Origin of the sequence: Akkermansia sp. N21169 (assembly GCF_029854675.1) — a bacterium.
Classification (GTDB): Bacteria; Verrucomicrobiota; Verrucomicrobiia; order Verrucomicrobiales; family Akkermansiaceae; genus Akkermansia.
Genome location: NZ_JARWNC010000032.1, coordinates 41,048 through 64,426, shown reverse-complemented (window position 1 = coordinate 64,426; position 23,379 = coordinate 41,048). Strand labels below are relative to the sequence as shown.

Sequence of the window (23,379 nt, the reverse complement as noted above, 5' to 3'; positions counted from 1 at the left end):
TTAGGACTGGGGGGGAATTGATTGGATAAAAGCGTTGAAGGAAGGTTCGAGGTTCATGGTGTCGTTCTGCGCCTTTTGCAGCTTTTTGAGTTCGGCAAAGAGTTTTTTCATCGTGGGGATTGAGGCGGGATTTTCCGCGAGGTCTTTCATTTCGACGGGATCGTCCTTACGGTTGAAGAGACGGACTCTGTTGATTTTCGGATAGATGAGCATTTTCCATTCGGATGTCCGGATCATGCGCTGGGTGGCCATATAGGACCCGTAGATGTTCTGTTCTTGGACTTGTTTGCCGTGAAGTTCGTCTGTCAGGCTGGGGTAGGCGATATGATCCTGTTTGGGGATGCCGGCCAGTTCCAGAGTCGTAGGCATGATGCTCTGGACATAGATAGGCGTCTTGACGGTGGAGTTGCGTTTGATTCCCGGTCCGACGATGAAGAAAGGTACGCGGATGGCAGGTTCGTACATATTCTGCTTGCCGATCATGCCGTGGTCGCCCATGGCAATGACCTGGTCGGCGGTGAAGATGACATAGGTGGGCGTTTTGATAGTCTTGGCGAGCGTATCCAGGATGCGTCCGATCTGGTCGTCCATGTGGGTGATCATGGAGTAGTATTCCCTGCGGTTGGTCTTGATGGAAAGAGGTGTCCGAGGGAAGGGGGCAAGCCATTCGTCGCGCAGCTTGGGGCCGGCTCCTATCCCCTTGCAGTAGGGATATTCGGGCATGAAGGTTTCGGGAAGCTTGATCTTGTCTACCGGGTATTTGTTGAGGTACTTGGCGTAGGACTGGTGAGGGTCGTGAGGAGCGTTGAAAGCAACGTACATGAAGAAGGGTTTGTCGGATTTCCCTGCCTGCTTCAGAAAACCGCAGGCTTCGTCGGCGACGACTTCACTCCAATGCTTGCCGCCTTTCCAATAGCCACCCTGGCTTTGATCGTCGGGTCTCCACGCATCTGGCTTGCCGGGGATGAACTTCCGGTCATAGCAGAGTTGGGTTTGTTCCGGCATGCCGCCGCGCTCGGTTCCGACATGGTCGAATACTTGTTGGGAACTGACGCTTTTGACGTGCCACTTGCCGGTGAAATACGTTTCGTAGCCGCCTTGGTGCATCAGTTCCGGCCATAAGGGGGTTTTGTCCTTGGCTCTGTTGTATTTGGCGGCTTTCCAGACGGTTTTGCCCGTATTTAGCATAGTACGGCTGGCCTGGCAGATGGCGGGTGTCCATGAGCCGGGGTTAAAGACTTGTTCGAAACAACAACCTTGATCGCGTAATTTGTCCAGATGGGGCGTTTGGACGCTTCCGTCGCCAGTAGTTCCCAAAGCATCGTAGGCGAGATCGTCCGCGAAAATAAACAGGATGTTCGGTGGCTGGTCGGCGGCACCGGCTACTGTGGACACGGCCAGGCAGGCTCCCGCCAGGCATGAAAAAAGAGAAAGAGTGAGATTCATTGTGATTATCTACTGAGACTAATAGAATGATCTTTCACGATATTCAATGAAAAGGAAATTGTTATTCCTAATCGGAAAAAAGAGCGACCGGCTAGAGTTGCCTGACGGTAAACGACGTTTTGCAGGTAGTGCCGGAGGGTTGGTGCGTAGCGCGGATGGTATGCTTGCCGGGGATGAGTTCTGCAACCGGACGTCCGTGACGGAAAGTAACGGTGAGCGTGTCGGACTCCCAGACGGTGGTGTCAACCGGAAGGTTGCTTTTTAAATGCAGGAACCGTCCCCCGTCCGGAAGATCGGGATCAAGAACCAGCACACTTCCCGGAGGGGGGACGGTGATTTTCGGCCTTTCCATGCTGGACGGCAGAGAGGCGTTGAGAACTAGTCCGGCTTTATCGGAATCCTCGGCGTTGCGGAACCAGTCTGCATATTCGCTGCCGAGAATGGCATTGCCCTGGTCGTCGTAGTTCTCAGGGCCTGCCTGGGCGGGGATGCGATTCGGGAATGTCCATTCGTCCTGTGCCCAGTCCGGGGAAAGGAGTGGGGTAGATGGCCAGAGCAGACCGTTGCGTTTATCGACGCGTACGCGTACAAGTCCCTGTTTCGTTTCGGGGAAACCCGGGTTGGAGCCGTTGGCGCAGGCGACCATGACGCGGTGAAAGATAGGGCCTGCCCCACTGACCCCGCTTATGGCCTTCATTCTTCGGAAGTCGAAATTGCCGACCCAGACGCCGACGGTGAATTGTCCGGTGAAGCCGATGCACCAATTGTCGCGGAAGTCGGAGGATGTCCCTGTTTTGACGGCTGTTCGGAAAGGGAGGTCAAGCGGTCCTCCGATGCCGAATGCTTCTACTCGCGCCTGGGAGTCGGAGAGGATGTCTGCCAGGGCCTTGCAGGTTGCCAAAGAAAAAACGTGTTTTCCTGAGGTGCGGACGGGAGGATTGAGGCGGTCCCAGTACAATGTGACGGGCATGCCGCCCCGGGCGAGAAGGGCATAGGCTTGCACCAGTTCCAAAAGGGAGACGTTGGCGTTGCCGATGGAGAGGCCCAGTCCGTATTCCCGGGCTGGTCTGTTGATGGTAGTGAACCCGGCTTGGCGTAGTACGTTGACGAGCGCTCCGGTGCCACCAGCCAGATTCAGGATGCGCATGGCGGGGATGTTCAGGGAACAAGCCAGGGCGTTCCGGACGGAAACGGGACCGGAGTAGCGGTCATTATAATTCTTTGGGGCACTTGTTCCTTTTGCATCGCGGAATTCGGAGGGGACATCCGGAATGATTTGCCCGGGCCATGCCGCCCCGTTATCAAATGCCATACCGTATACGAACGGTTTAAGCGTAGAACCGGGAGAACGAGGGGTGACGACACCGTCCAGCAAGCCTCCCTTCGGATCCAGCCGGTTGGTGGAGCCGACCCAGGCAAGGATTTCTCCGGTGGCGTGATTGGCAACGAGGATCGCAGCCTGCCCGGCATCCTTGTTGCGGAGGTGTCCCATTTCTTCGATGGCGATGGCTTGAGCCCGACGCTGGATGCCGGCATCCAGCGTTGTTGAGATGATTCCCGTTTTGCCGGAACGCAACAACCGTGAGACGAAGTGCGGGGCGATCGAAGACGGTATCTCCGGGTTTCCCTGAAGTGTACGGACGAGGCCCACTTCTTCATTTTTGGCACGAGTCGCCCGTTCCTCCGTGATCATTCCTTCGGCCTGCATCCGGGTAAGGATGTAGTTGCGGCGAGCTCTCGCCGCGTCGGGATGGAGGATGGGGTTGTAGCGTCCCGGTGCCTGGGGCAGGCCGGCCAGCAACGCACACTGTGCGAGCGATAGTTGGGAGACGCTCTTGCCGAAGTACTTGATCGAAGCTGCTTCCACGCCGAAGGCCATGCTTCCGAAGTCCGTACGGTTCAAGTACTCCCTGAGGATCCATGTCTTGTCCTTACTCATTTCCAACCGCCTGGCCGTGAGGATCTCCCTTAACTTGACAGGGATGGAACGCCGCGATTTAGGACGCGAAATTTTGACGAGTTGCTGGCTGATGGTCGATGCCCCGGAGGGAATGCCCTTCCCGATGCCCAGTTGGGAGCCTGCGGCGCGGCAGGTGGCGATAAAGTCAACGGCGTCATGTTCGAAGAAGCGCTTGTCTTCGGCGGCAAGAATGGCCTGGACGAGCTCGCAAGGCATTGCCTCCATACCCACAGGAAGGGAGAGTTTGTGTTCTTTGTCCGGGATGCGTGCGATTAATTCGTCATTCCGGTCGAGAACGACCAGTCCCTTCATCAGCGGTTCCCGAAGCGCCTCCGGGATAGGAAAGAACCACGGGAGTCCCCACCAGAACAAGGCGACTCCAAGCACGAGTCCTCCCACTGTCATGAGAAGCTTTCGGGCGACCGGGAGCAGAAGCCGGGGAGATGCTTTATTTGCTGCTTTCTTTGTTGGTGACGGTGAAACGTTCACTGATCGACAATCCATATACCTGAGGTTCGTACATCAGCTCCGCCTTGGCTGGGGGAACAGTCGCCTGGCCGGCGCGAACGACGCGTGCCAGATATGAGGCTCGGAAGGAGCGGCCTTCCGGCATATCGTCCACAAAGAAACGGACCTTGTCCTTGAAGAATTGCAGGTTGGATGTTTCCCTTGGATAGGAGAAGCCGTCTGGCATGGCTTCGGGATTTTGTTGGAGCCCGGGGTTGATAGCCTCGAAAGATGAAGGCATGTTGTCCTCAATGGCGACGTAGCGGTAACCCTGGTCTGTCGGGATGACTTCCAGCGTGATGCGCACCGTATCGCCCACGACGAAGCGCGAGGCGGGTGTCCACTGACCGTCCTTGCCCATGATCTCGTATTTGCGGAGAACCGTCATGCCCTTGTCCGTGATGCCGGGGAAGTCGATGCGGGTGGGTTTGCCCTGCGCCAGACAGTGACCGAAGACCTTGCCTTCGCCGGAGACGGTGAAGCTGCCCGGCGTGGTGAACGGCAGAGGGAGGGACTGGTTGACGGCTTGTCCACTGGCGGGTACGGTGAGGGGGCTGCCAGTCGTTTGACCGTTCCAGATGACAGTGGCATCCTGCTGGGTGGGACTGGCATCTTTCAGGAAGTGTGCTATGGCGATGAGATCCCAGGCGTTTTTCCAGGTCGTGTTGAAACGGGTACCGGAAGCATAGGGTTGGAAGAGTCTGTCGAGGCACTGCAGCGTATCTGTCCCCTGCGGCTTCAGAGCCGTTCTTGCGAGCAGTTCCAAAGCAGGGGAAATGTTGCCGCAAACGGTGTTTTCTTCCTGCGTGGGGAGACGGTCCAGCATGGCGGTGGCGGCACTGCGGTGATTTCCCACGGGACTTTCCGAAAGGGCGAGAATTTCCAGCAACATGTCCGAGCGCGAGCCAGTTTTACCCGCTGAGTCGAGCAGCTTGTTGAAGTCGGCTTCGGTCAGGAGTTTGCTCTTTGCGCGCACCCACTGTGCCAACGGCTTGGCATCGACGTGGGGCAGATTGTCGAGGCTCTTGTTGAGCCTTTTCAGAGCCTGTTCCGGAACGGGGATTCCTTCATCTTTGGCCAGCATCAAAACGAGGGCGGCATAGGGAGAGAACACGCAATTGCTTTCCCCGGAGTTCCAGTAGGGGAGAGCCCCGTTCGACCCCTGTCTCGTCAGGAGGTCGGCAACAGCCTTGTTGAGGGTATTCTTGCGCTTGGCCGTGGTATAGGTCGGGAAGTCCGGGCAATACTTCGAGAAGACATCGGCGTAGATCCATGGTACCATGGCGGAGGAGACCTGCTCCAAGCACCCGTATGGGTAGTTCAGAAGGAAGCGCATGCTGTCCGCCGTGAACACCAACGGGGAGGAGGACAACTCCACATTCAGCGAGCCTTTAACTTGCTGCAATTCGGGCGTGAGTGCCCCGGCGGGATCCCACGTCGTTGACTGGTCGAGGACGAAGGTGTGGCGTTCTCGAAGCAGAGGGGCGGGGAAGGTGACCGGGAAGCGTGATTCCACGCGGTCTGAGAGTCCCGCCGCATCGGTTTCGGGCAGGGGCTTGTTCTGTTCGTCAACCGGGCGGACAATCCAGGTCAGGGCGGCTTCTCCGGTCCCCGTGAAGGTGACGGGGAGCGAGGCGGTGGCCGTGCCTTTGTCCGGGATGGTGAGTGTGCAGGAGGCGGTGTTGATGCGGGCGATAGACGGGTCTGCCGATTCCAGCGTTACCTGCCATTTGCCTTGGCGGGAGGAGGTCTTGGAGAGCTCGACGGTAAGTTCCAGTTCGTCTCCCTGCGAGGCAAACATCGGCGTTCCGGGTTCTGCCATCACGGGCTTGCTGACGACGTAGGCGGATGTGCCCGTACCGAAGCGCGCGCCTTGGACGGCAACGGCGACAACGCGGTAACGCGTCAGGGTATCCGGGTTGGTGTAGCTGACCTGGAAGGAACCCTTGTCGTCGGTGACCAGGTCGGCCTTCCAGAATGCGCTGGGGTTGAAGTTGCGGCGCAGGAGATCGGTATGATCGGAGTGCATGTTGAGCGCATCGCCGCCGCCGACGAAGATGCCTTTATTGTCGAAGCTTCTCGACGTCAGGTTTTCATCCAGAAGCCGCCCCAGCGGGGAGTGGGTTTTGACGCCTAGAATGCGCGTCTGGTAGAAGTGGTCCAGGGGCATGGGGTTCTTGTATCCCAGAATGGAGAGGATGCCTTCATCCTCGACGAAGAGGGTGACTTCGGCTCCCTTGACGGGCTGGTTGGCGGAGTCGGTAACTACCCCGGAAATTTTCTGCTGAGAGCCGGGCAGGACGCTGGCTTTAGGCGTGTTGCAAGCGACCTTGAGGCGGTATGCTTCAGGGTCAACCTTGAGGCAGCAGTATCCGAGTTTCAACTGGGGCATGCCAGCGATGCGTTCACTGTCGATGGCTCCCTTGACCAGAAAGATGGAGGCATAGACATTGGGGGCATCGCCTTCTTCGAGAGGTACCTCGACCGTGCTGTCCGTCAGGGTGACTCGCTTGCGGAAGGTCCTCATGACGCGATCGCGTTCCACCATGACGACTACGTCACCTTCAATTGGGGTCTGGAGAAGGATTTTGGCTGTGTCACCTGCCTTGTAAAGCGTCTTGTCCGGGACGAGTGTCATTCCCAGACCGTTGCGATACAGCCAGGGGGAACGCCCATCGCCGTACACCCAGTATTTGGTGGCGGTGAGGAAGGGGTGGCCTTCTTCATCCTGCCCGGTGATGGTAACGGTATAGATACCCGGCAGGTTGGCGGGAATGGTGACGCGCTTCGGCAGGATTGCTTCGGGGTGTGCCGGGTGAGCCTGGATGAGTGTTTCATCCGAGAATACACTGAATTGTTCGTCTTCGTTTTTGACCGTCGTATTTTCTCCGGAGAGGTAGCAGGTGGGGGTAAAGATCTGTCGTGTTACGTCGATTTTGACGGGAAGATCGCGGGAGTACGGCTTGCCGTCGAGGCCGACGGCGATCAAGTCCAGCTTGAGGGGGGAATCCGTGCTGATCAGACGGGAATTGCGCTTGAGTCCGACGTAAACCCTGGCGGGGTCGATGCGGGTGGAAGCGGAGCGGAAGACGGTAGTGTTGTTGCCATTGGTGACGAAACAGGATGCTTCGAGCTTTTGGGCTCGGTTTTGCTTGCCGCGCGACAAACAGAGTGCAGCGCGAGCCTTGCCTTCCATGTCCATGGCTCCGGTTTGGGTGTCGGAGAGGGACATGCTGTGCCAGTCGTCATTCCTGCCGTAGTAGTGAGCCCAGTAGTCGGAGTCTCCATTGCGATAATCTCCGAATTCGTAATCGGACAGGTTTTTCGGGTAAAAATTGACGGGGCGGGATCTCAGGAACCAGCTTACTTTGGCTCCGGAGGCCGGGATGCCCGTCAGATTGATGGCGGTGGCGGATACGGGAACGGTGGTGGCTCCCGGTTGAAGCGGGGCCATGTCCATGGCGACCTCGAAGCTCTGGCGTTTGAATTCGTGAACCGGGATGTCGATGGTGAACTCTCGGTTGGTCTGTTCCCATTGGCGTTGCGCGTAGTCAAGATCGTTGAAGGATGCATCATCGTAGAACGAGATCGCCTTTTTGTCCTTCTTGTTCTTCGGGAAGTACAGGGTAGCCGTGTAATCGCCCGTGACATCGTCGGGAAAGGTGACGGTAATGTCGAATGTACCTTCCGGCGAGATGTGAACGGGCTGTTGTGCAAAGGTTTGTCCATTGGCTGGCGACTGAATCGAGAAGACGGCCTGGGCATACTCATCAGTATCGGCGAGAATATCGTTGCCGCGCAGGGAGCGGACGATTCCCTTGATGTGGGCCTGTTCTCCGGGTTTGTACAGGTTTCTGTTCGTGAACATGAATACGGTGCGGCGGGGCAACTTCGCCAGATCCTCCTTCGATTCATCCATCCAGTAGGGGGGCTGGACGATGTCGGAGGCCCAGGTGGATATCTGTCCTTGATCCAGGGAGAGAGTCAGCGAGTCGTTGCCGGAGAACAGACGGAGCATCTCGGCATTGTCGGGCACCTCCATCTTGCATAAGCCATTCTTGATGTTTCCGCGAGCCAATACCTGGCCGTTGTTGTTGGTGATCTGGCAATTGCCGTTGTGGAGGGCCTTGCCGGACGAGAGTCTGTAGGCATACACGGAGATGGTGTCTCCTGCCCGCTTCCACAACATGCCCAGGTCAGTTACCTGGACGAGTGCCTGTGCCGTGCAGGATACGGTGTCGCGGTCGGAGAAGCGAAAGGAATCCCACCCGTTCCCACCGAATTTTTTGTAGGCTTTCAGGGTGTTTTCCGGGGCGTTGCCTGTGATGTTGACGAGGTACATTCCCGGGGCAATTCTCCGGGAGAAGAGCTCGTCGAAGGAAAGTGCCATTTTGCCTGCGGTAGTATCAATAGAAACTTCCGGGGATTCGAATTCATAGGGCAGGAGATCGTAAGGAAGCAGGCGCATTTCCCTTTGTTTGACAGATTCGTCTTTGCGGTCGTCTCCGGCGTTCTCATAGTAGCGGGAATAATGGGCGAGAGCCTGGGGGGCATACGAGAAAGGCAGTTTTTTGGCCTTCACGCTGATATTCTCGAGCATGCTGTAGTCGATCTGGAAGCTGTGCGTTCCATCCGCCAGCATGATGGAGTTGCCGGCATCCAGATCGACGGACGGATCGTCCTGTCTGACTTCAGCCTCCGCGCCACACCTCTCATTGGAAAGGTACTGTCCGTCGATGGCGACCAGTCCTTCGGCTTTGACCTTGCATTTAAAGGGCGTATCGCCATCGATGGCAATTGGGATGCTTGAGGTGAAGCTACCTCCGCTACGGCCATATTCATCCGGTTGAACGACTTTATTGGAGTCCAGATAAAAGGTTATTTCCTCATCGCCCAGCTGGACTGTTTTGGCAAGGCCGTTCGGGGTGTTGACAGCTTCCTTGCCGTCCGCCCAGATGGTGATTTTGTCCCGGAAAATGTCGAATATATCTTTCGTGGCAATGGGGACGGATGTATGCAAGATGAATCTCTTGCCATTGTTTGTCACGTAGCCGGAATTAATCGCAAATGTATTGATGTCGAGTATCTGCACTGTTGCTCCTTTCTTGGGCTTGTCGAAGGGCGCGGGTGGTGCTTGTTCGCGGATGGTGACACTGTAGCGATGACCGATGGTCAGGGGTGATTCCGGAATGAAGCCCAGGACGACCGGGACGGTATCTTCCGGCGCATATCCCTTGTTCTTCTGGAGCCAGCTTTTCAGCTCTTGGGAGTAAAAAGAGTTGTTTTTCTTCTCCAGCTCCATGGCTTCGGCGACAGTGAATCTTATGGCTTTGGCCGGGATGGTCTCTTTGTTGGAGTTATCCGTGAACACGGGCTTCTCGAACTGATCGGCTGTGATGGGGATGGCTGCCTTGATATACACAATGGGAAGCCTGCCCCGGTTACTGAATGTCTCGACCGAAAAATCGTTGAATAGCTTGCCATGGGATTGGCTCAGTACTTCAGGCAGAGCATTACCGGAGATGTAACGCGCGGACGGATCTGCCTTCCATGTGTAGATGGAGCGGAAGGGAGGCTCTTCACCAACGGTGATGGCGGTGATGTTCGGGGTTTCCCATGTGGCTTCGAATTGCAGGGCTGGTTCCGTTTTCAGAAAATCGCTTGATACGGGTGTACCCACCTGTTCTCGTTCTACGACGGCTTCATCGAAGACAATCAGCATTTTTTTATCCTTCATCATCATCTCACCATTTTGATGGTAAATGACTTTTGGGATAGCATCCGCTACAATGGCAGATGTGAAAAAAAGGCTTAACAAAACCCCATAAAAGCGAACATTCATTTGTCCGTTTTTATGGGTAAAAAATACTTGATTTACAAGAACTTTATCCGGCTTTACGTCGTTTTTCACGAAGGATCATTTTTCTTCTTTCCCGGGAGTGATGAACAGGCGTTCGCTGAGGGACAATCCGTACACCTGGGGTTCGTACATGAGTTCGGTTTTGGCGGGTGGAGTGGTTGCTTCCCCGGTGCGAACGACGCGGGCGAGGTAGGTGGTCTGGAAGGAATCCTCCTTTCCCATGTTGTCTTCAATGGCGACATTGCGGCAACCCGCCCGCTTCGTGGTGACGATCAGAGAGATGCGTACGATGTCTCCAAGGTGCAACTCGGAGGCCGCCTTCCATGTATTATCGTCTTGCAGCACTTCATAGGTACGTGTAACGCGCATGCCTTTGCCTGTGACGCCGGGGAAGTCGATTTGCCCGGGCTTGCCTTCGGCTTGGATATGGACGTAGGCTCTCCCGTGACCGGAGACGGCGAGGCTGCCTGCTTCCTTGCAGGGGAAGGGGAGTGTCTGGCTGACGGATTTGCCATCGGTGGGGACGCTGGCAGCAGTATTGGGCGACAGTTTTTTCCAGCCGAGGATGACATCCTGTGTCGGTGCAGGGGCGGTTTTGAGGAATCCTGCACGGGCTTTCCTTTGAAGTCGTTGCCCTGATCATCCTTCCCGGTGATGGAAAGAACGGCGTTTTCCTGTGTGGGCATACCGATGGTATTACCTCTTAAATTGCGGACGAGTCCTTTGATATGGGCTGTTTCTCCGGGCTGGTACATGCCTCGGCCGGTGAACATATATACTTGGCGGAGATCATACTGGTCGATGTCGATTCCAGGGAGATCCAATTCACCGGGGAGTGTTTTGACGTTTTCAGCATAAAAGCTTAACAAGTCAATATTATGACGATTACGGAACGGGTCCGAGGAAGAATCTTCCATCAAACTGGAATGGTCGAACGGTTGAGTGAGGGCATCATTCTCCGAGTTGATGCGGATGATGTCGGTTCCTTCCGGGATACTGAGTTTAGCCATGCCCTTGTCGATCTTTCCTTGGGTGAGTACTTGTCCATTGCCATCCATCAATTGTGCCATGCCATTTTGTACGGCTTTCCCCATGCATTCCTTCGCAAAAGGAGCTCGCCGTGGAAAAAGGAGGAAACATTACTTTTTTGTCTGTAAATCGGGCGGAATCCAAGTCTCTCCTTGACTATGGAAAAGAGGTAGGGTATGAGCTAAGTTTCCCAAGAATTTGATAATCGTGAATACAGATTCCTCCATACTATTCGGTCACATTGACGACTTCCTCTGGATTCGATGCTCGGGCCGCGGCTCCTTTGCCAACAGTCCGCTGGTCAAGGACATTGCTGAACCTTTTATTAACGACGGCGGCAGATTTGTGATCATTGACCTGGAAGTCTGCGTTGGCGTTGATTCTACATTTATGGGGACATTAGCCGGCATTGCACGGCGCTTGATTCCATTGGGCGGCAGTGTGCAGATCGCCTCCCCTACGGATCGTGCCCGTGCGGCTCTGGAAGGCCTTGGCCTGGATGCCCTGCTGGATATAGAGCCTCCCTCCGCTCCCTGGCGCGGCCATTTGGATCAGATCCGCAATCATCTTCAACCAGCCGTTTTGGGAGACGCTCCCCTGCGCGGCGTGGAGCAAACGAGGCACGTTTTAGATTCTCATTTGACGCTGAGTGAATTGAGTGAAGATAATGCCGCCAAGTTTAAAATGGTAACGGAATGCCTTCGCAAGGAGCTCGATAAACATTCCGACGAGTCCTGATTACCTGTAGAATTATCGTTTCATGGACGTATCCGGATCATGGCCCGGAGATTCCGGTGTCGGAAGTCTTGCCTTTTCCTATGCGGAATGGACACATGCGTCTTGTGTCCGGGAATACCGGCTGGATCGGACAGATCTTCCTCCGGAAATTCAAATTCAGATTCTTTGGCTGGAGGGATTGCTGGGACGGGAGTTTACCGATGATTCTGGTCGCAAGGTTGCTGTGCTGGATCCGGGGAGTTGGAACAGGAATGCCGGTCCGGACTTTTTAGGAGCCCGTATTGCTTTTGATGGCGATGTCGTCCGGGGAGATGTGGAATTGGATGCCACCCCCGAGGACTGGGAGGAACACCGCCATGGCTGCAATCCGGCGTTTGACCGGGTTGTACTCCATGTTTCCTGCCTTCCGCCGGCACATGGATGGTTTACACGTAATTCCCGGCACACCCGGGTGCCTCTGGCGGTCATTCCGGAGAGGATCCTGGTCGAAGCGGCGGCATTGCCGGCTTCGGATGTTTTCGTACCCCCGTGCGGTGCGTGTTCTCCTTTGTTTCAAACAATGTCGACAAGCCAGGTGGAGCGTGTGATGCTGGCTGCGGCTGCTTACCGCATGGAACGCAAGAGGAAGGCTTGGCGCATACTGGCCGGAGCGGTGGGAGAGGAACAGGCTCTTTTCGAACTTCTGGCGGAAACGCTTGGCTACCATGCCAACAAGGCTGCCATGAAACATTTGGTGCGGAGGGCTCCTCTGAAGGAAATCAGGGGTAATTCCGAGGCTTTTTTATTTGGAACGGCTGGTTTCCTGGTGCCTGTCCTCCCGGAATCGTGTTCTGACGAAACGAGGCTTTACCACAAGAAACTCTGGGATTGCTGGTGGATGAACAGGGAGCGCCTGGAACTGGCCCCGGAACGGGCCGTGAGATGGGTTTTGTCGGGAATTCGTCCCGCCAACCATCCCCAAAGGCGTGTGGCGGCTTTAGCCGTGCTCGCCTCCCGGCTGGATGAGTTGCATGCGTTGTGCTCCATGAAATGTGTTCGGAGTTTGCAGGAATTCCTGGCGGGTATACGGCATCCTTATTGGAGTTTCCATACGACGCTGCCGTCCAATCGCCGGACATCCCCTCTTTCCTTGATCGGGAAGGATCGCTCTCTGGACTTTGTCATCAATCATGTTCTGCCCATGGACGATACTCCGGAAGCTTGGAATCTTTATCTGCAAATTCCTGCCGGGCAGACGAGTTCACGAGTTGAAAAAGCGGCTATGCGCCTGTTGGGAAAACGGGACGACTCCGGGCAATGGCTTCGCAAAGCCTGGATGCACCAGGCTCTGTTGCAGCTTGATGCGGATTTTTGTGGTAAATCCCCATGTGAAAAATGCCCGCTCCCATCACAAGTCCCGGAATGGTTGTGACGAGAATGGGCAATGGATACCAGGAATGATCCCGTACCTGCTGTTATCTCAACAGGTACGGGAGATAGGTTAGCAATATAACCAGAAGCTGGATGAAGACGATGAACTGGAAGACAGAACCTGATCATCAGGGTAGGGATCAGCCCATGAGCTGGAACTGTATTCATCACCGGATCCGCTGGAATCCAAGGAACTGGACGGTGGCGGCATGCTGGAAGAACTCCGTTGCGTGATGGTAATGGTGTTCTTATAGGGTGTTCTCGGATTATTGACGTCGTCCGCATTGTCGGCGACGGTGACTGTCCAGAAACAGGTCCGGTCTTTAACTTGGCCGTCGTGACAGGTGATATCGAGGTAATACTCGTTATTGACGAATCTCGTCGTGACGACAGCCGGTTTCACCCAGCTTTGGTCGCCTCCTATTTTGAAGTATTTTTTGTTGGATTTCATGTAGCAGTAGGCTTTTCCGTTTTCGAGCAGGGTGACGAATCCGGGGAAAAGCCCCAACTCCTCATCTCCGAAAAGATACGGAGGAAAATCCGGCCCCGTTGCGGAAGGCGGATCGTAGATGTGTGCTACTGAGTCGGAGAATACGTCTGAGTTTGAACTTGTACTCATATATTTGTTTTCTATTTGGTTATTATTTTTATATGGAATCGGTTGTTGCTGAATGCAGCCGACTGTTAAACAATAGAGATTTTTAGAACGTTTGACAAATAATGTCGAATTGTCTTATTCCCAACTATTTGTAAATAATTTATATGAATGACAAGATGTGCCGCGGCGAAATTCTACCCGGAATCGGAAAACGGCGGATTTTTCCATTAAAGAAGGGGTTGTCTCACCCGTTTGTGAGACAACCCCTTCCTGTTTTTTGATGCTGTTTCCAGATAGGATCCGGGATCAGAATGTGTAGTGCACGGAGGCGTTACAACCCTGGTTAAGCATGCCGGAACGGTATTCTAGGTCATAGGCTGCTCCTATGGACCATTCCGGGGTGATGACCCAGTTTACACCGGCTCCTGCTTTGAGGGCATTGCGTCCGGGATGGATACCGTCGGCCTTGATCGTATCACCATAGGAATCCAGCTTGACGGAAGGATTGTTGCGGGATACGTCTCCGACATAGGCTACGGTTGCAAAGGGCAGGAGGCACTGTCCGTTGCCAAGACCATAGCGGGCTTTCCAGGTAATGCCGACGGGGACGCTCCAGTTTTGCATGGAACCGTCTTTGTAGCTGATACGGCCTGTGCCGTAGTTTTGGGTGAAGTCGTCCTGTGCTCCATGGACGAAGTCGATTCCCGCGAACGGAGTCAGGCTATGCTTGTCGTTGATCTTGATTTCCCAGGTTGCCTGAAGAGCGAACTGGAAGACGTTGTCGTCCCATTTGGCATGGGCCGGAGAGCCGATGACAGTGGTATCCGCCTTGTTCTCAATGGATCCGTAGGCAAAGGCAGTCTTGATGCCCCAGGTATTCCGGGCGTTGACTTCTTTGAGATAGCTTCCGTAAAGGGCGACCATCATGGCGTCCTGGTCGATCTTCCCAAGCCCATTGTCGGCCTTGTTGGAACCGAATGTCTGGCCGACGGCCAATCCGGTAGTCCATGCCTTGGCGAAGGAATAATCTCCACCGACGGTATAGCCGCCTCCATTGTAATCGAACCCGCTGCCATTCTTGGACATGCTGGTGAAGTCACCCAGTCCGGCGACCCAGACATTGCCGCGTCCCTGATGGGGGAGGCTGGCCTGGGAAGAGGCGGTATGTGAGAAGTTGGAGACGCTCCGGGTGCTGCTCCATAAAGCGTTGGCCAGGGTGCTTGCCTCGGCTACCTTGATGGATTCGGCCGTTTGGCGGTCAATGGTTCCCGTCATGATCAGCTGATTGCCGATCCATGAGAGGGAGTATTCCTTGAGAATGTCCGTTGCTCCGTCAAGCTTCGAAAAAACGGGAGTGTCTGTTCCCGTGACGGAGGAAGCTCCCGAGGCATCGATCAGATTGAGGCGGATGTCCGTGCTGTCAGCCGTCAGCAGGTTACTGCCCAGCTCAAGGACGACTTCCGGTGCATTCCAGACAAGACTGCCCTGAATGTCCATGGCGGAGTAGGTACCGGTTCCTTTGTTGCTAGTCGTAGCGCGTGTCGTGCCGTCGATGAAGAACGTCACGGAACCTCTATCGACGGACAGTCCGTTCCGGTAGTCCTGGTAACCGGGGCTGTTGCCGACATAGAGTCCGGCTTGCGACAGGGTGACACTGTCGGTGAACGTCCCGCTGCCTTTCAGCTGGCTGCCTTCGTGGACAGTCAATGCCCCTTGTACGGTGGCATCGCGCAGGACGAGTCCGGCCTGGGATTCGCTGCCCACGGTTACGGTGCCTCCCTGGGTACCCAACATGGCATCCTTTCCGTCCAGTTCCAGCGTAGACTGGTCGATGACGGCTTCTTGAACGATGTAGCTGCCTGTTGCCTTGACCGTACCGTTATTGGCCTTAACGGTCAATTTACCGGCAGGAGTGGAACTATCGGAGCCGGAGATGCTGTAACCGGCCGTTCCGGCGGCATTCCAGACCATTTCCTGTCCATTGCCCATGATGAGGTTGCCGCTTTCGCCGCTAACCTGGCTGGAGGTCACGCTCGTCATGTTTGACTGGGACAAATCCGCCGTCCCTCCCGAGAGAGTCAGGGAGGCATCTCCCTTGATCGAATCGACGATGATCGTAGATCCTTCTCCGATTTGGACATTGGAGCCGTCGGGAATTTCCACCGGCTTGTCGGTACCGGCGAGGATTTTGCCGGAAAGCAGGTAGGAAAGCGTGTAATCGTCTGGGTTGAACCCATTGATCAGCTGGGAGAATAAGGCTTTTTGACCGTCGAAAATCTGCTCGGCGTTGATATACCATGTAGTATCACCCGTATTTGCGATGGTGGTGCCCAATCCGGCTCCGGCATCGGCTGTGACGGTGATGCTGCTGCTTAGTCCGGTGGAAACGGGAGTCAGGATACTGCCGAAAAGGATCAGGTTGCCTGTTGTAAATGTTTGTCCGTCAGATACGTGGATTGTTCCCGTACTGTTGATGGTTCCTTGGTTGGTGATACTTGCTCCGTCGCACAGGAATGATAGATCGGAGGAGGTCAGCGAGGAACCGACTCCAATGTTCAGTTCATTGACCAAGTCTCTTTGTCCGGTGATTTCCCAGTGGGCGGGGGTATGATCCGCTCCTACAGCCATTCGAACATAGGAAACGGTATCGCCACGATTTTCAGCCATGTTGATAGTTGTTCGGATGTCGTAGTCGAAAACACCCTTGGAATCGGTCGTGCCTCCCAGGAGATTGATGGCATCCTGGCCGTCGCCGGATCCTCCCAGTTCGACAATGCCGTCAATTTGGGCACCGGCGTGGAGTGTCAGGATATCCGCCAGGTTGTAGATGTTCAGTTGTCTGCTGGCTGCGTCGATTATCTGGCCCGATGAAGCGAAATTTTGCTGGTAACAACCGCTGAACAAGGCATAAACTTTGTCGGAGCCCTCTGCTCCCGTGGCGGAGATTTGGGCATGTTCGCCAATTTCCGTGGTAATACCAAGCCCCATAATTGCGAAGGAATAATCCCCTCCTGTTGTAGCCCGGACGGTCCCGTCAAGTTTCCCAGTTGTAAGGCGCCCATGGGAATATATGGCATATGCGGCGGCTTTGTCCGAGGAGGAAGCCGTGATGGAACCGTTGATTCCGAGATTTCCCATGGTGACGCTGCTTTCGGAATATATGGCTCCGGAGATGCCGGAGACTGCCGATGTAGAAATGTTGCCATTGACGGATCCAATTTCCAGTGTCGCGATAGTATTGACAGCCATGGATCCGCCGTCTTTACCCGTGAAGAAGGCAAAAGCATCCGCTCCCGCACTTTCAACGGTCAGACTGGAGCCTTCCCCGAAGTCTCCGGTGATAATACCCCATTGAGCGGCAAGACCAACGGCGGAAAGGCGCTTGGATATATCTTCGCTCTTGGACTGTACATGAATATGGCCGTCCATATTGCCCAGTTTGTTGACGGTAATGATACCGGGCATATCGCCAACGGTGATGTCCCCCAAGACCAGGAAACCATAGGAAGCGCTTAGAGCGCAGGCTTCAAACCCCCCGGTTTGTACGGAAATGTTGGATGTCGATGCGATGGATCCGATGACAAGATTACTGCGGATGGTCGAGTCATTGCTCAATGCCGTCAAGGCATAGGCAACATTGCCGGTTTCCGATGTGACGGAGATATTTCCTGCAATGGCGTTCTTGATAGTTAAACCGGTTTTGGCATACATGCCGTATGAGGAGAAATTGCCCGTGACGTCAATGTTGCCCGTACTTCCGATGGAATCGAGGGTGATATCTCCCGTTTTAGCCCACAGCCCGTAAACTGTCGTGCCATGGCCCAGCACTTTGACGGTACCGTCGATGGAGCCGGTAATACCTATGCTGCCGTTTTCGGTGGAGATACCGTAGAGGCGGCCCGCCTTTTCCGGTTGGGGGGTGGCAACGATGATTTTCCCGCTAGCCTGGATGCCTCCCAGGGCGATATCTCCGGATTTGGCGTAAATTCCATAGCCGTACGCGGAGGCACCGGTAGTTTCGTTGTTGACGCTTGCGGTGATGGCTCCGGCTATAGAATCCCGGATGGAGATCCCGCCCGAGGTTGTAGCGATGGCATAAGCGTAGTTCCCGGATACTGAAGCACTGATCGATGCACTGGACGTGATGGTATCAATACTGATGGCACTGGAGGCACTGATCCCATAGGCATAATGTGCGGACGATGTTGCCGAAATGGTCGAACTGATCGTACCGATGGGTTGGGTATACCCGTAAGCTGTTATTGGAGAGGAATAATTTCCTGCTCCATCAACTACTAGCGGGGAGGTGATATCTTCTGCATGGGCAGACACGACCATGCCGGAAGCGGCAAGGGACAGGGCTAGTCCGCAGAGGATAGTTCTGGCACTGCGGCGGGAATGACTGGGCATTCCGGAGGAGCAGGCCGGTTCGTTCCCGAATGGGTACGAAGATGCGTCGTTGCCTTTCAGGGAAGGTAACCCGTCATGATGAGCTTCAAGCAAGTGAAGCGCTGGAGTATAATTCATGGTTTGGTCTAGACTGCCGGAAAACCCGCCGGCGGTTAGTAATAACTCTCAGGCTGGCGATCTGGCTTCATGAATTCCTTGGCATGGAACCCACATACAGTGGCGGTACCGCTCCGGATTTACACCGGATTCCCCATCTATTCCCTGTCCGTGCGACGGACTTCCCAGAGAGGAATGTCATGATAACGGATTTGACATCCGTTACAATCCTAAAGTAGAGAATGTATTATATTGCTGATTGTGAGTGATATGCGGGAATATGAATCATGCTGGACTATTTCCGGGAAATAGAATGGTAATTTCCGTGATATCCTGTGATTAAACCATGCGCAGGCTTCATCTGGCGGATGTCAAATACGCCCTCCAATCCAGCTGCCGTCAATTCCTGGAGAGGAATTGAAACCGGGAAATTTCTTCCAGAGACATGATATGCTCAATGCCACAGGCAACTTCATCCGCACGCGCTTCTTCCATGTCCATCTTGCTCATAAGAAATTCTTTCACCATGTTGTGGCAAGAGATGACGCGATCGGCTTGTTTCCGGCCTTCCCGGGTGAGCGTGATGGGGCAGTATTGTTCGTATGCCACCAGTCCCCGTTCTTTTAGTTGTTTCATGGCAAGCGAAACAGAAGGTTTTGTAACGGTCAACGCGTCGGATATATCTCCTACCGTGGCACATCCTTTTTCCAGCTCAATGTGGCGGATTGCTTCCAGATAGTCTTCCAGGCTGTTGCTCAGTTCCAGTGTGGAGATTTTTTTGCGCATGAGAACAAGTGTTAGGTTTATCTAACAACACTAGGGATCGAGACACTCGAAGTCAATTTTTTCTTCTGAAATCCATCTGAATATCGATGGAAACCGATCTTTCAAATGTCTTAAATTAGATTGAACTAATTTTTATTTCTGGAGAATTTTACTGCATGGATTACATATAAATATTTAATAATAATGGTATTATGTATTTGAAAAGAGAAGGGCGATCAAGGGTGTTTCAGAGGGGGGGCGAGGAAAAGAGTTGACTAAATGTTAGTCAAAGCTAACTTTGCTGTGTTGCGTGACTCCTTCTCATGCGAAATCCGGGAAATTGCTGCTTTCGGTCTGATGCGGTGGAACCGGGTCAGCCATCCAAAGGGTGGATCGTGAGGAGGAGGAGCATAAGCGGCAAATACTATCAAAGAAACAGCACGAACTATGAAGACTAGCTACCTGATACCCGCCCTGATGACCTGTTCCGGCCTTTGCATGGTCGGCTTGGCATCGGCAGCCGTTTCCGACGTCGCTCCGGTAGTGGAGGCCCCCACCGAAGGCAAAGGCTCCATTCTGAATGACATTGATTTGTTCGGAGATGAATATGGCGATGAGAGTACGCCCATACCCAATGATGCATTGACCAGGGCATTGACGGATTTGCACAAGAGCGCCTACGAGAAGGCTAGGTTGCAATTTGTGCTGGAGCAGGCATTTCTGTATACCCGGGGGCAGCATTCAGCACCGGAAACCGCATCTTCCCAGAGCTGGTATAAGTTGCACGCACAAGCCGGTTTGCAATTAATTTCTTCCGACCGTCACCAGGGCACGTGGATCAAGAGCGAGCTTTCCGGTTCCGTGGCTATGAACCGTCACACGCATCGTACGACTCTTGACGATTCGTGGGGAGCAAGTGGTCCTGCCAATTGCGACGTTTTCGAGGACGGGTATTTTTACATTCCCGAACTTCTTCTCACCCAAGGGTTTCTGGATGGACGTCTCGTCATTATGGGAGGTATTGTCAATCAAACGAATTACTTTGACGCCAATACCTATGCCAACAGTACGTTCGGACAGTTCGGCGGGGCGCCTTTCGTGAATAACCAGGTGCTGCCTTTGGGGGATTCCAATTTCGGTTTTGTGACGCAATACCAGTTTAACGAGAATTGGTTTGTCCAAATTGGCGGCAACATGATGGATAATGAACCGCAACGCAATCCCTTCCACAATACACGGGGCGATTGTTTCAATGTGATTGGTGAAATTGGCTGGACGCATGAGAAGGCCTTAGGCATTGGAACGGGAACCTACCGTTTGCAACCGTTCATGTTCCATGCGGATGGCGAGAATCACGGAGGCGTCGCTTTGAACCTGGAACAGGATCTCGGTGACAGCCCTTTTGCTCTATTTGCTCGTGCCGGATGGTGCAGTGCGGAAGTTGGCAATGTCTGCGGTGCGGAAGTCCAGGCCTCGGCCGGGGTGATTTTCAAGAAGCCGTTGGAGGTGATGACGGGGTTGAAGGAAGCCGACGGCAACTTCCTGGGAGTCGGTTTCTCCGTGAGCAAGCCGGATGGCGATACGCTGGCGGAAGAACATTCTGCACATGACCGTGAAATGATTCTGGAATGTACGTATAGTTTCTCTATCACACCCTATTGCCTGATTCAGCCCGCTTTCCAGTATGTGAAGAATCCTTCCGGTCGCGATGATGTGGATTCGGCCAGCATCTTCTCCATCCAATGTGTGGTGACGATGTAAGTACGAATGTGTCTGCATATGACCGTTTCATCTTCCTTGTCGTGCATGTATAGAGAAGTTCATCCTTCTATTCCGCATCGGCATTGAAGGGGTCTTGATGACCCAGCAACGCCGCTTTCTCAATTAAGCAGGGGGGAGCGGCGTTGTTTTTTGTTTATCGCAAAGGAAGAGAGAGGCGTTTGAAACGTCTGTGTTCCTGAACGGGTTGGGTTTTCTTGTCGGGCGAAGATACCGTAGTTTTTCCCGGGGTAGAAGCAGTGACGGATTGGTTCTGTACGGTTTCCGAGCGGGCGGTGTTTGCCTGGCAAGCCCCTGTTAACAGGCAGCCGAGGCTCAATATAAGGCAAATGTATCGATTCATGATTTGTTGTAGGCGACTGGTTGTAGCCGCTGATCGTTAGATTAGCATGTATGTCCATTCGTTGAAAGGTTTTTGGATTGACTAACAACAAGTTAGGCAAACTTAACGCACGGAATGGAGTTATGGTGAACAGTTTAGGAAACGGTGAATTTATGACAAACGGCAATGACATCGGAGTTCCCTGCATGGGATTGGATTGTACCGGTGATGAAATCCAGAGAAAAAAAAGAGCTCCGGAATTTGAACTCCGAAGCCTTTGAAAACACGGGAGAAACAGTGTCCTTTTCTGGAACTTACTTCTTGGTGTTTTTAGTAATGGTTTCCTTGTAATCAAGCGCCTCTTTTTCGACATCCTGATGGATGAAGACGGGAGTCCCGAGGGAGGTCTCCTTATACAAGATTTTTGCCGTGGACGGCTGGAGGCGGATGCAACCGTGAGAAACGGGACGGCGGCGGACATTGCCGACATGAAGTCCGAGTCCGGCTCCTGTCAGACGCTGCCAGTACGGCATGGGAGAACCGACAAATTTACCGCCTTCGGGAACCGGATCGGTTGCGTTGGCGTTGGAGTCGATGCATTTGCCATCCGCATCGTACATTCTACCGTACAAGTTGGATGTATGATCGACTTCCTTGGCGATGACTGTATAATTTCCTGCTTTGGTCGGGAAGGCGCTGACGCCTGTCGAAGTCGGAAAGTCGATGGCAACCTGATGATCAATGTAGAGTCTGCCGCGCTGTTCCTTAAGACAGATGTGAATTTTCTTCTGATGCTTGCCGGGCAGATTCAGGAGAGTTTTGTCGATATAGGTGCCGTAGGTCTTAGGGTAGTCCTTGCTTGCCACGAAGTGGGCATAACTTGTCGGCGAAAACGGATTAACGTAGGAAGGATCTTGCTTATTCAATTGCCGGGGAGCGACCTCGTCAACCTGTTCTTCCTGCAGGGAAGAACAGGCTGTTAACAAGGAAAATCCAAGGACAGGAAGCAAGCGATAAAAGGTAGCTGTCATAAGAAAGGGATCTCCCGGCAATTATTTGCGGGGGATGGACAGCTTCTGGTTGATGCCGATCAGATCGGATTTCAGGCCATTTGCTCGCTTGATGGCGGTAACAGTTGTTCCATAGCGTTTGGCAATGGCTCCGAGCGTGTCACCCTTCTTGACGGTGTAGGTTCTGGAGGAAGATCTCTTGGGTGTCGATTTTTTGGAGCCGCTCCTGGTGTTCTTCTTGGCAACAGACTTCTTGCTGCTGGAAGAGTTGCTTACCTTGGGCTTGGCGGGAGGATTGTATGTGTACGGATTGTCAGTTCCGGAAACGGAGTTGTAGACTCCGGTTTCGCTCGTGTCTGCATTTTCCGCGATCCACGGAGGAATGGTGCCGCTGGCGATCGGATCTGCCAGTTCGGGTTCGTCGGGATAACCACTGTTTTGGTGGGTACAGGAAGAGAAGGACACGGCTAGAGCCGCGCAAAATGCCGGAATAATGAACTGCGCTTTCATGCTGCCAGATTGCATATCAGAATGACGGGGGACAATTCAAGGCGCGAGCGCGTTTTTATAACTTTTTTTTCAATCCTGGGATATTGAAGAAGCTGATGGCCGTATTTGTTGTGATTTCAGAGAGTTGTTGCAGGGAAACATTCCTGAGTTTGGCGATGAATTCGGCCGTCTTGACGAGATGGGACGGTTCATTTCTTTTTCCTCGTAACGGTACCGGGCTGAGATAGGGGGAATCTGTCTCCAGCATCAGGCGTTCCGGCGGGCACCAGGCAGCTACGTCGGGAAGGTGTCCGGCGTTTTTGAAGGTCACAACCCCGGTGAAAGAAATCAAACCGTCCACGAGGTCGAAAATCTGCCGTGCATGGCTGATTGTGCCGATAAAGCAGTGGAAGACGGGACGGACCCGCCCGGCGTATTGTTTTGCGATGGATAGGGCATTCCGGAAGGAGGAGTCTCCTTCACGGTCTCTTGTATGAAGGACGATGTTGATCCCCAGTCGGGCAGCCAGTTCGAAGTGGTATTCCAGGGATTCGTGCTGGCGGGTCTTGTAGACGGTTTCGCTGCATTCCCTGGGAGCGGGGTAGAAATAATCGAGACCGGTTTCTCCAATGGCGGCCGGGGTGATATCGGCGAGCATGGCCTCCAGTTGCAGCGGCCAGTCGTCGGTGGTTTCCATGACATCCATAGGGTGCAGTCCCAGACAAGCGGAAACGGCATCCGGGAATTCCCTTGCCCATTCGATACTTCCTGACCAGTCTTTCTGGCAGGAACCGAGGGTGACCATGTGAAGGACTCCGTTTTCGACGGCTCTCCGGATCAAGTCATGGCGCTGGTCGGAAGCGAATTGGCGGGAAGCCAGGTGGCAATGGGTATCGATGAGCATGGCGGGAAAAGGAAGGGGTGAACACTGCGAGAACTAAGGCATTTTTCGCACCGGGG

At 54.0% G+C, this 23,379-nt stretch carries 15 protein-coding genes and 1 riboswitch; of the genes, 3 read left to right on the top strand and 12 right to left on the bottom strand.

Annotated elements, in window-relative coordinates; translation table 11 throughout:
- The 5 genes from QET40_RS03725 to QET40_RS03705 form a co-directional block, all read right to left on the bottom strand.
- Complete coding sequence (locus QET40_RS03725; RefSeq protein WP_280125838.1) at window positions 1-1,446, bottom strand: sulfatase-like hydrolase/transferase; 1,446 nt, start codon at window positions 1,444-1,446, stop codon at window positions 1-3.
- 91 nt (window positions 1,447-1,537) lie between these two features.
- Complete coding sequence (locus QET40_RS03720; RefSeq protein WP_280125837.1) at window positions 1,538-3,811, bottom strand: transglycosylase domain-containing protein; 2,274 nt, start codon at window positions 3,809-3,811, stop codon at window positions 1,538-1,540.
- Between the two features lie 43 nt (window positions 3,812-3,854).
- Complete coding sequence (locus QET40_RS03715) at window positions 3,855-9,656, bottom strand: alpha-2-macroglobulin family protein (protein ID WP_280125836.1); 5,802 nt, start codon at window positions 9,654-9,656, stop codon at window positions 3,855-3,857.
- Between the two features lie 174 nt (window positions 9,657-9,830).
- Window positions 9,831-10,142 carry a hypothetical protein gene (locus QET40_RS03710; protein WP_280125835.1) on the bottom strand — a complete coding sequence of 104 codons (312 nt, stop codon included), beginning with the start codon at window positions 10,140-10,142 and terminating at the stop codon, window positions 9,831-9,833.
- Window positions 10,046-10,843, bottom strand: a complete 798-nt coding sequence (locus QET40_RS03705) for a hypothetical protein (protein WP_280125834.1) — start codon at window positions 10,841-10,843, stop codon at window positions 10,046-10,048. Before QET40_RS03705 ends, QET40_RS03710 begins: the two co-directional genes overlap by 97 nt.
- Window positions 10,844-11,009: 166 nt before the next feature.
- On the opposite strand from QET40_RS03705, the gene QET40_RS03700 reads away from it, so the two are divergent.
- Both QET40_RS03700 and QET40_RS03695 read left to right on the top strand, forming a co-directional pair.
- On the top strand, window positions 11,010-11,540 hold the full coding sequence (locus QET40_RS03700; protein ID WP_280125833.1) for an STAS domain-containing protein: 531 nt from the start codon (window positions 11,010-11,012) through the stop codon (window positions 11,538-11,540).
- 22 nt (window positions 11,541-11,562) lie between these two features.
- Window positions 11,563-12,951, top strand: coding sequence for a DUF2851 family protein (locus QET40_RS03695; protein ID WP_280125832.1), 1,389 nt, complete (start codon window positions 11,563-11,565; stop codon window positions 12,949-12,951).
- 69 nt (window positions 12,952-13,020) lie between these two features.
- Here QET40_RS03695 and QET40_RS03690 read toward each other — a convergent pair whose 3' ends face one another.
- The 3 genes from QET40_RS03690 to QET40_RS03680 all read right to left on the bottom strand — a co-directional run bounded on the left by QET40_RS03690 (window position 13,021) and on the right by QET40_RS03680 (window position 18,840).
- On the bottom strand, window positions 13,021-13,569 hold the full coding sequence (locus tag QET40_RS03690) for a hypothetical protein (RefSeq protein WP_280125831.1): 549 nt from the start codon (window positions 13,567-13,569) through the stop codon (window positions 13,021-13,023).
- A gap of 285 nt (window positions 13,570-13,854) precedes the next feature.
- Complete coding sequence (locus tag QET40_RS03685) at window positions 13,855-18,075, bottom strand: autotransporter outer membrane beta-barrel domain-containing protein (protein WP_280125830.1); 4,221 nt, start codon at window positions 18,073-18,075, stop codon at window positions 13,855-13,857.
- A 33-nt stretch (window positions 18,076-18,108) separates the two neighbouring features.
- Window positions 18,109-18,259: riboswitch (cobalamin riboswitch) on the bottom strand.
- A gap of 194 nt (window positions 18,260-18,453) precedes the next feature.
- Window positions 18,454-18,840, bottom strand: coding sequence for a metal-dependent transcriptional regulator (locus tag QET40_RS03680; RefSeq protein ID WP_280125829.1), 387 nt, complete (start codon window positions 18,838-18,840; stop codon window positions 18,454-18,456).
- Window positions 18,841-19,266: 426 nt separating this feature from the next.
- On the opposite strand from QET40_RS03680, the gene QET40_RS03675 reads away from it, so the two are divergent.
- On the top strand, window positions 19,267-20,580 hold the full coding sequence (locus QET40_RS03675; RefSeq protein ID WP_280125828.1) for a carbohydrate porin: 1,314 nt from the start codon (window positions 19,267-19,269) through the stop codon (window positions 20,578-20,580).
- A gap of 154 nt (window positions 20,581-20,734) precedes the next feature.
- Here the strand turns inward: QET40_RS03675 and QET40_RS03670 are convergent, their stop codons facing one another.
- From QET40_RS03670 to QET40_RS03655, 4 genes are all read right to left on the bottom strand, one after another.
- Window positions 20,735-20,941 (bottom strand): hypothetical protein, encoded by a 207-nt coding sequence (locus QET40_RS03670; protein WP_280125827.1) that lies wholly within the window; start codon window positions 20,939-20,941, stop codon window positions 20,735-20,737.
- Window positions 20,942-21,234: 293 nt separating this feature from the next.
- Window positions 21,235-21,951, bottom strand: a complete 717-nt coding sequence (locus QET40_RS03665) for a L,D-transpeptidase (RefSeq protein ID WP_280125826.1) — start codon at window positions 21,949-21,951, stop codon at window positions 21,235-21,237.
- A 21-nt stretch (window positions 21,952-21,972) separates the two neighbouring features.
- Complete coding sequence (locus QET40_RS03660; protein ID WP_280125825.1) at window positions 21,973-22,440, bottom strand: LysM peptidoglycan-binding domain-containing protein; 468 nt, start codon at window positions 22,438-22,440, stop codon at window positions 21,973-21,975.
- 55 nt (window positions 22,441-22,495) lie between these two features.
- Window positions 22,496-23,323, bottom strand: a complete 828-nt coding sequence (locus tag QET40_RS03655; RefSeq protein ID WP_280125824.1) for a TatD family hydrolase — start codon at window positions 23,321-23,323, stop codon at window positions 22,496-22,498.
- Between the last annotated feature and the right edge of the window lie 56 nt (window positions 23,324-23,379).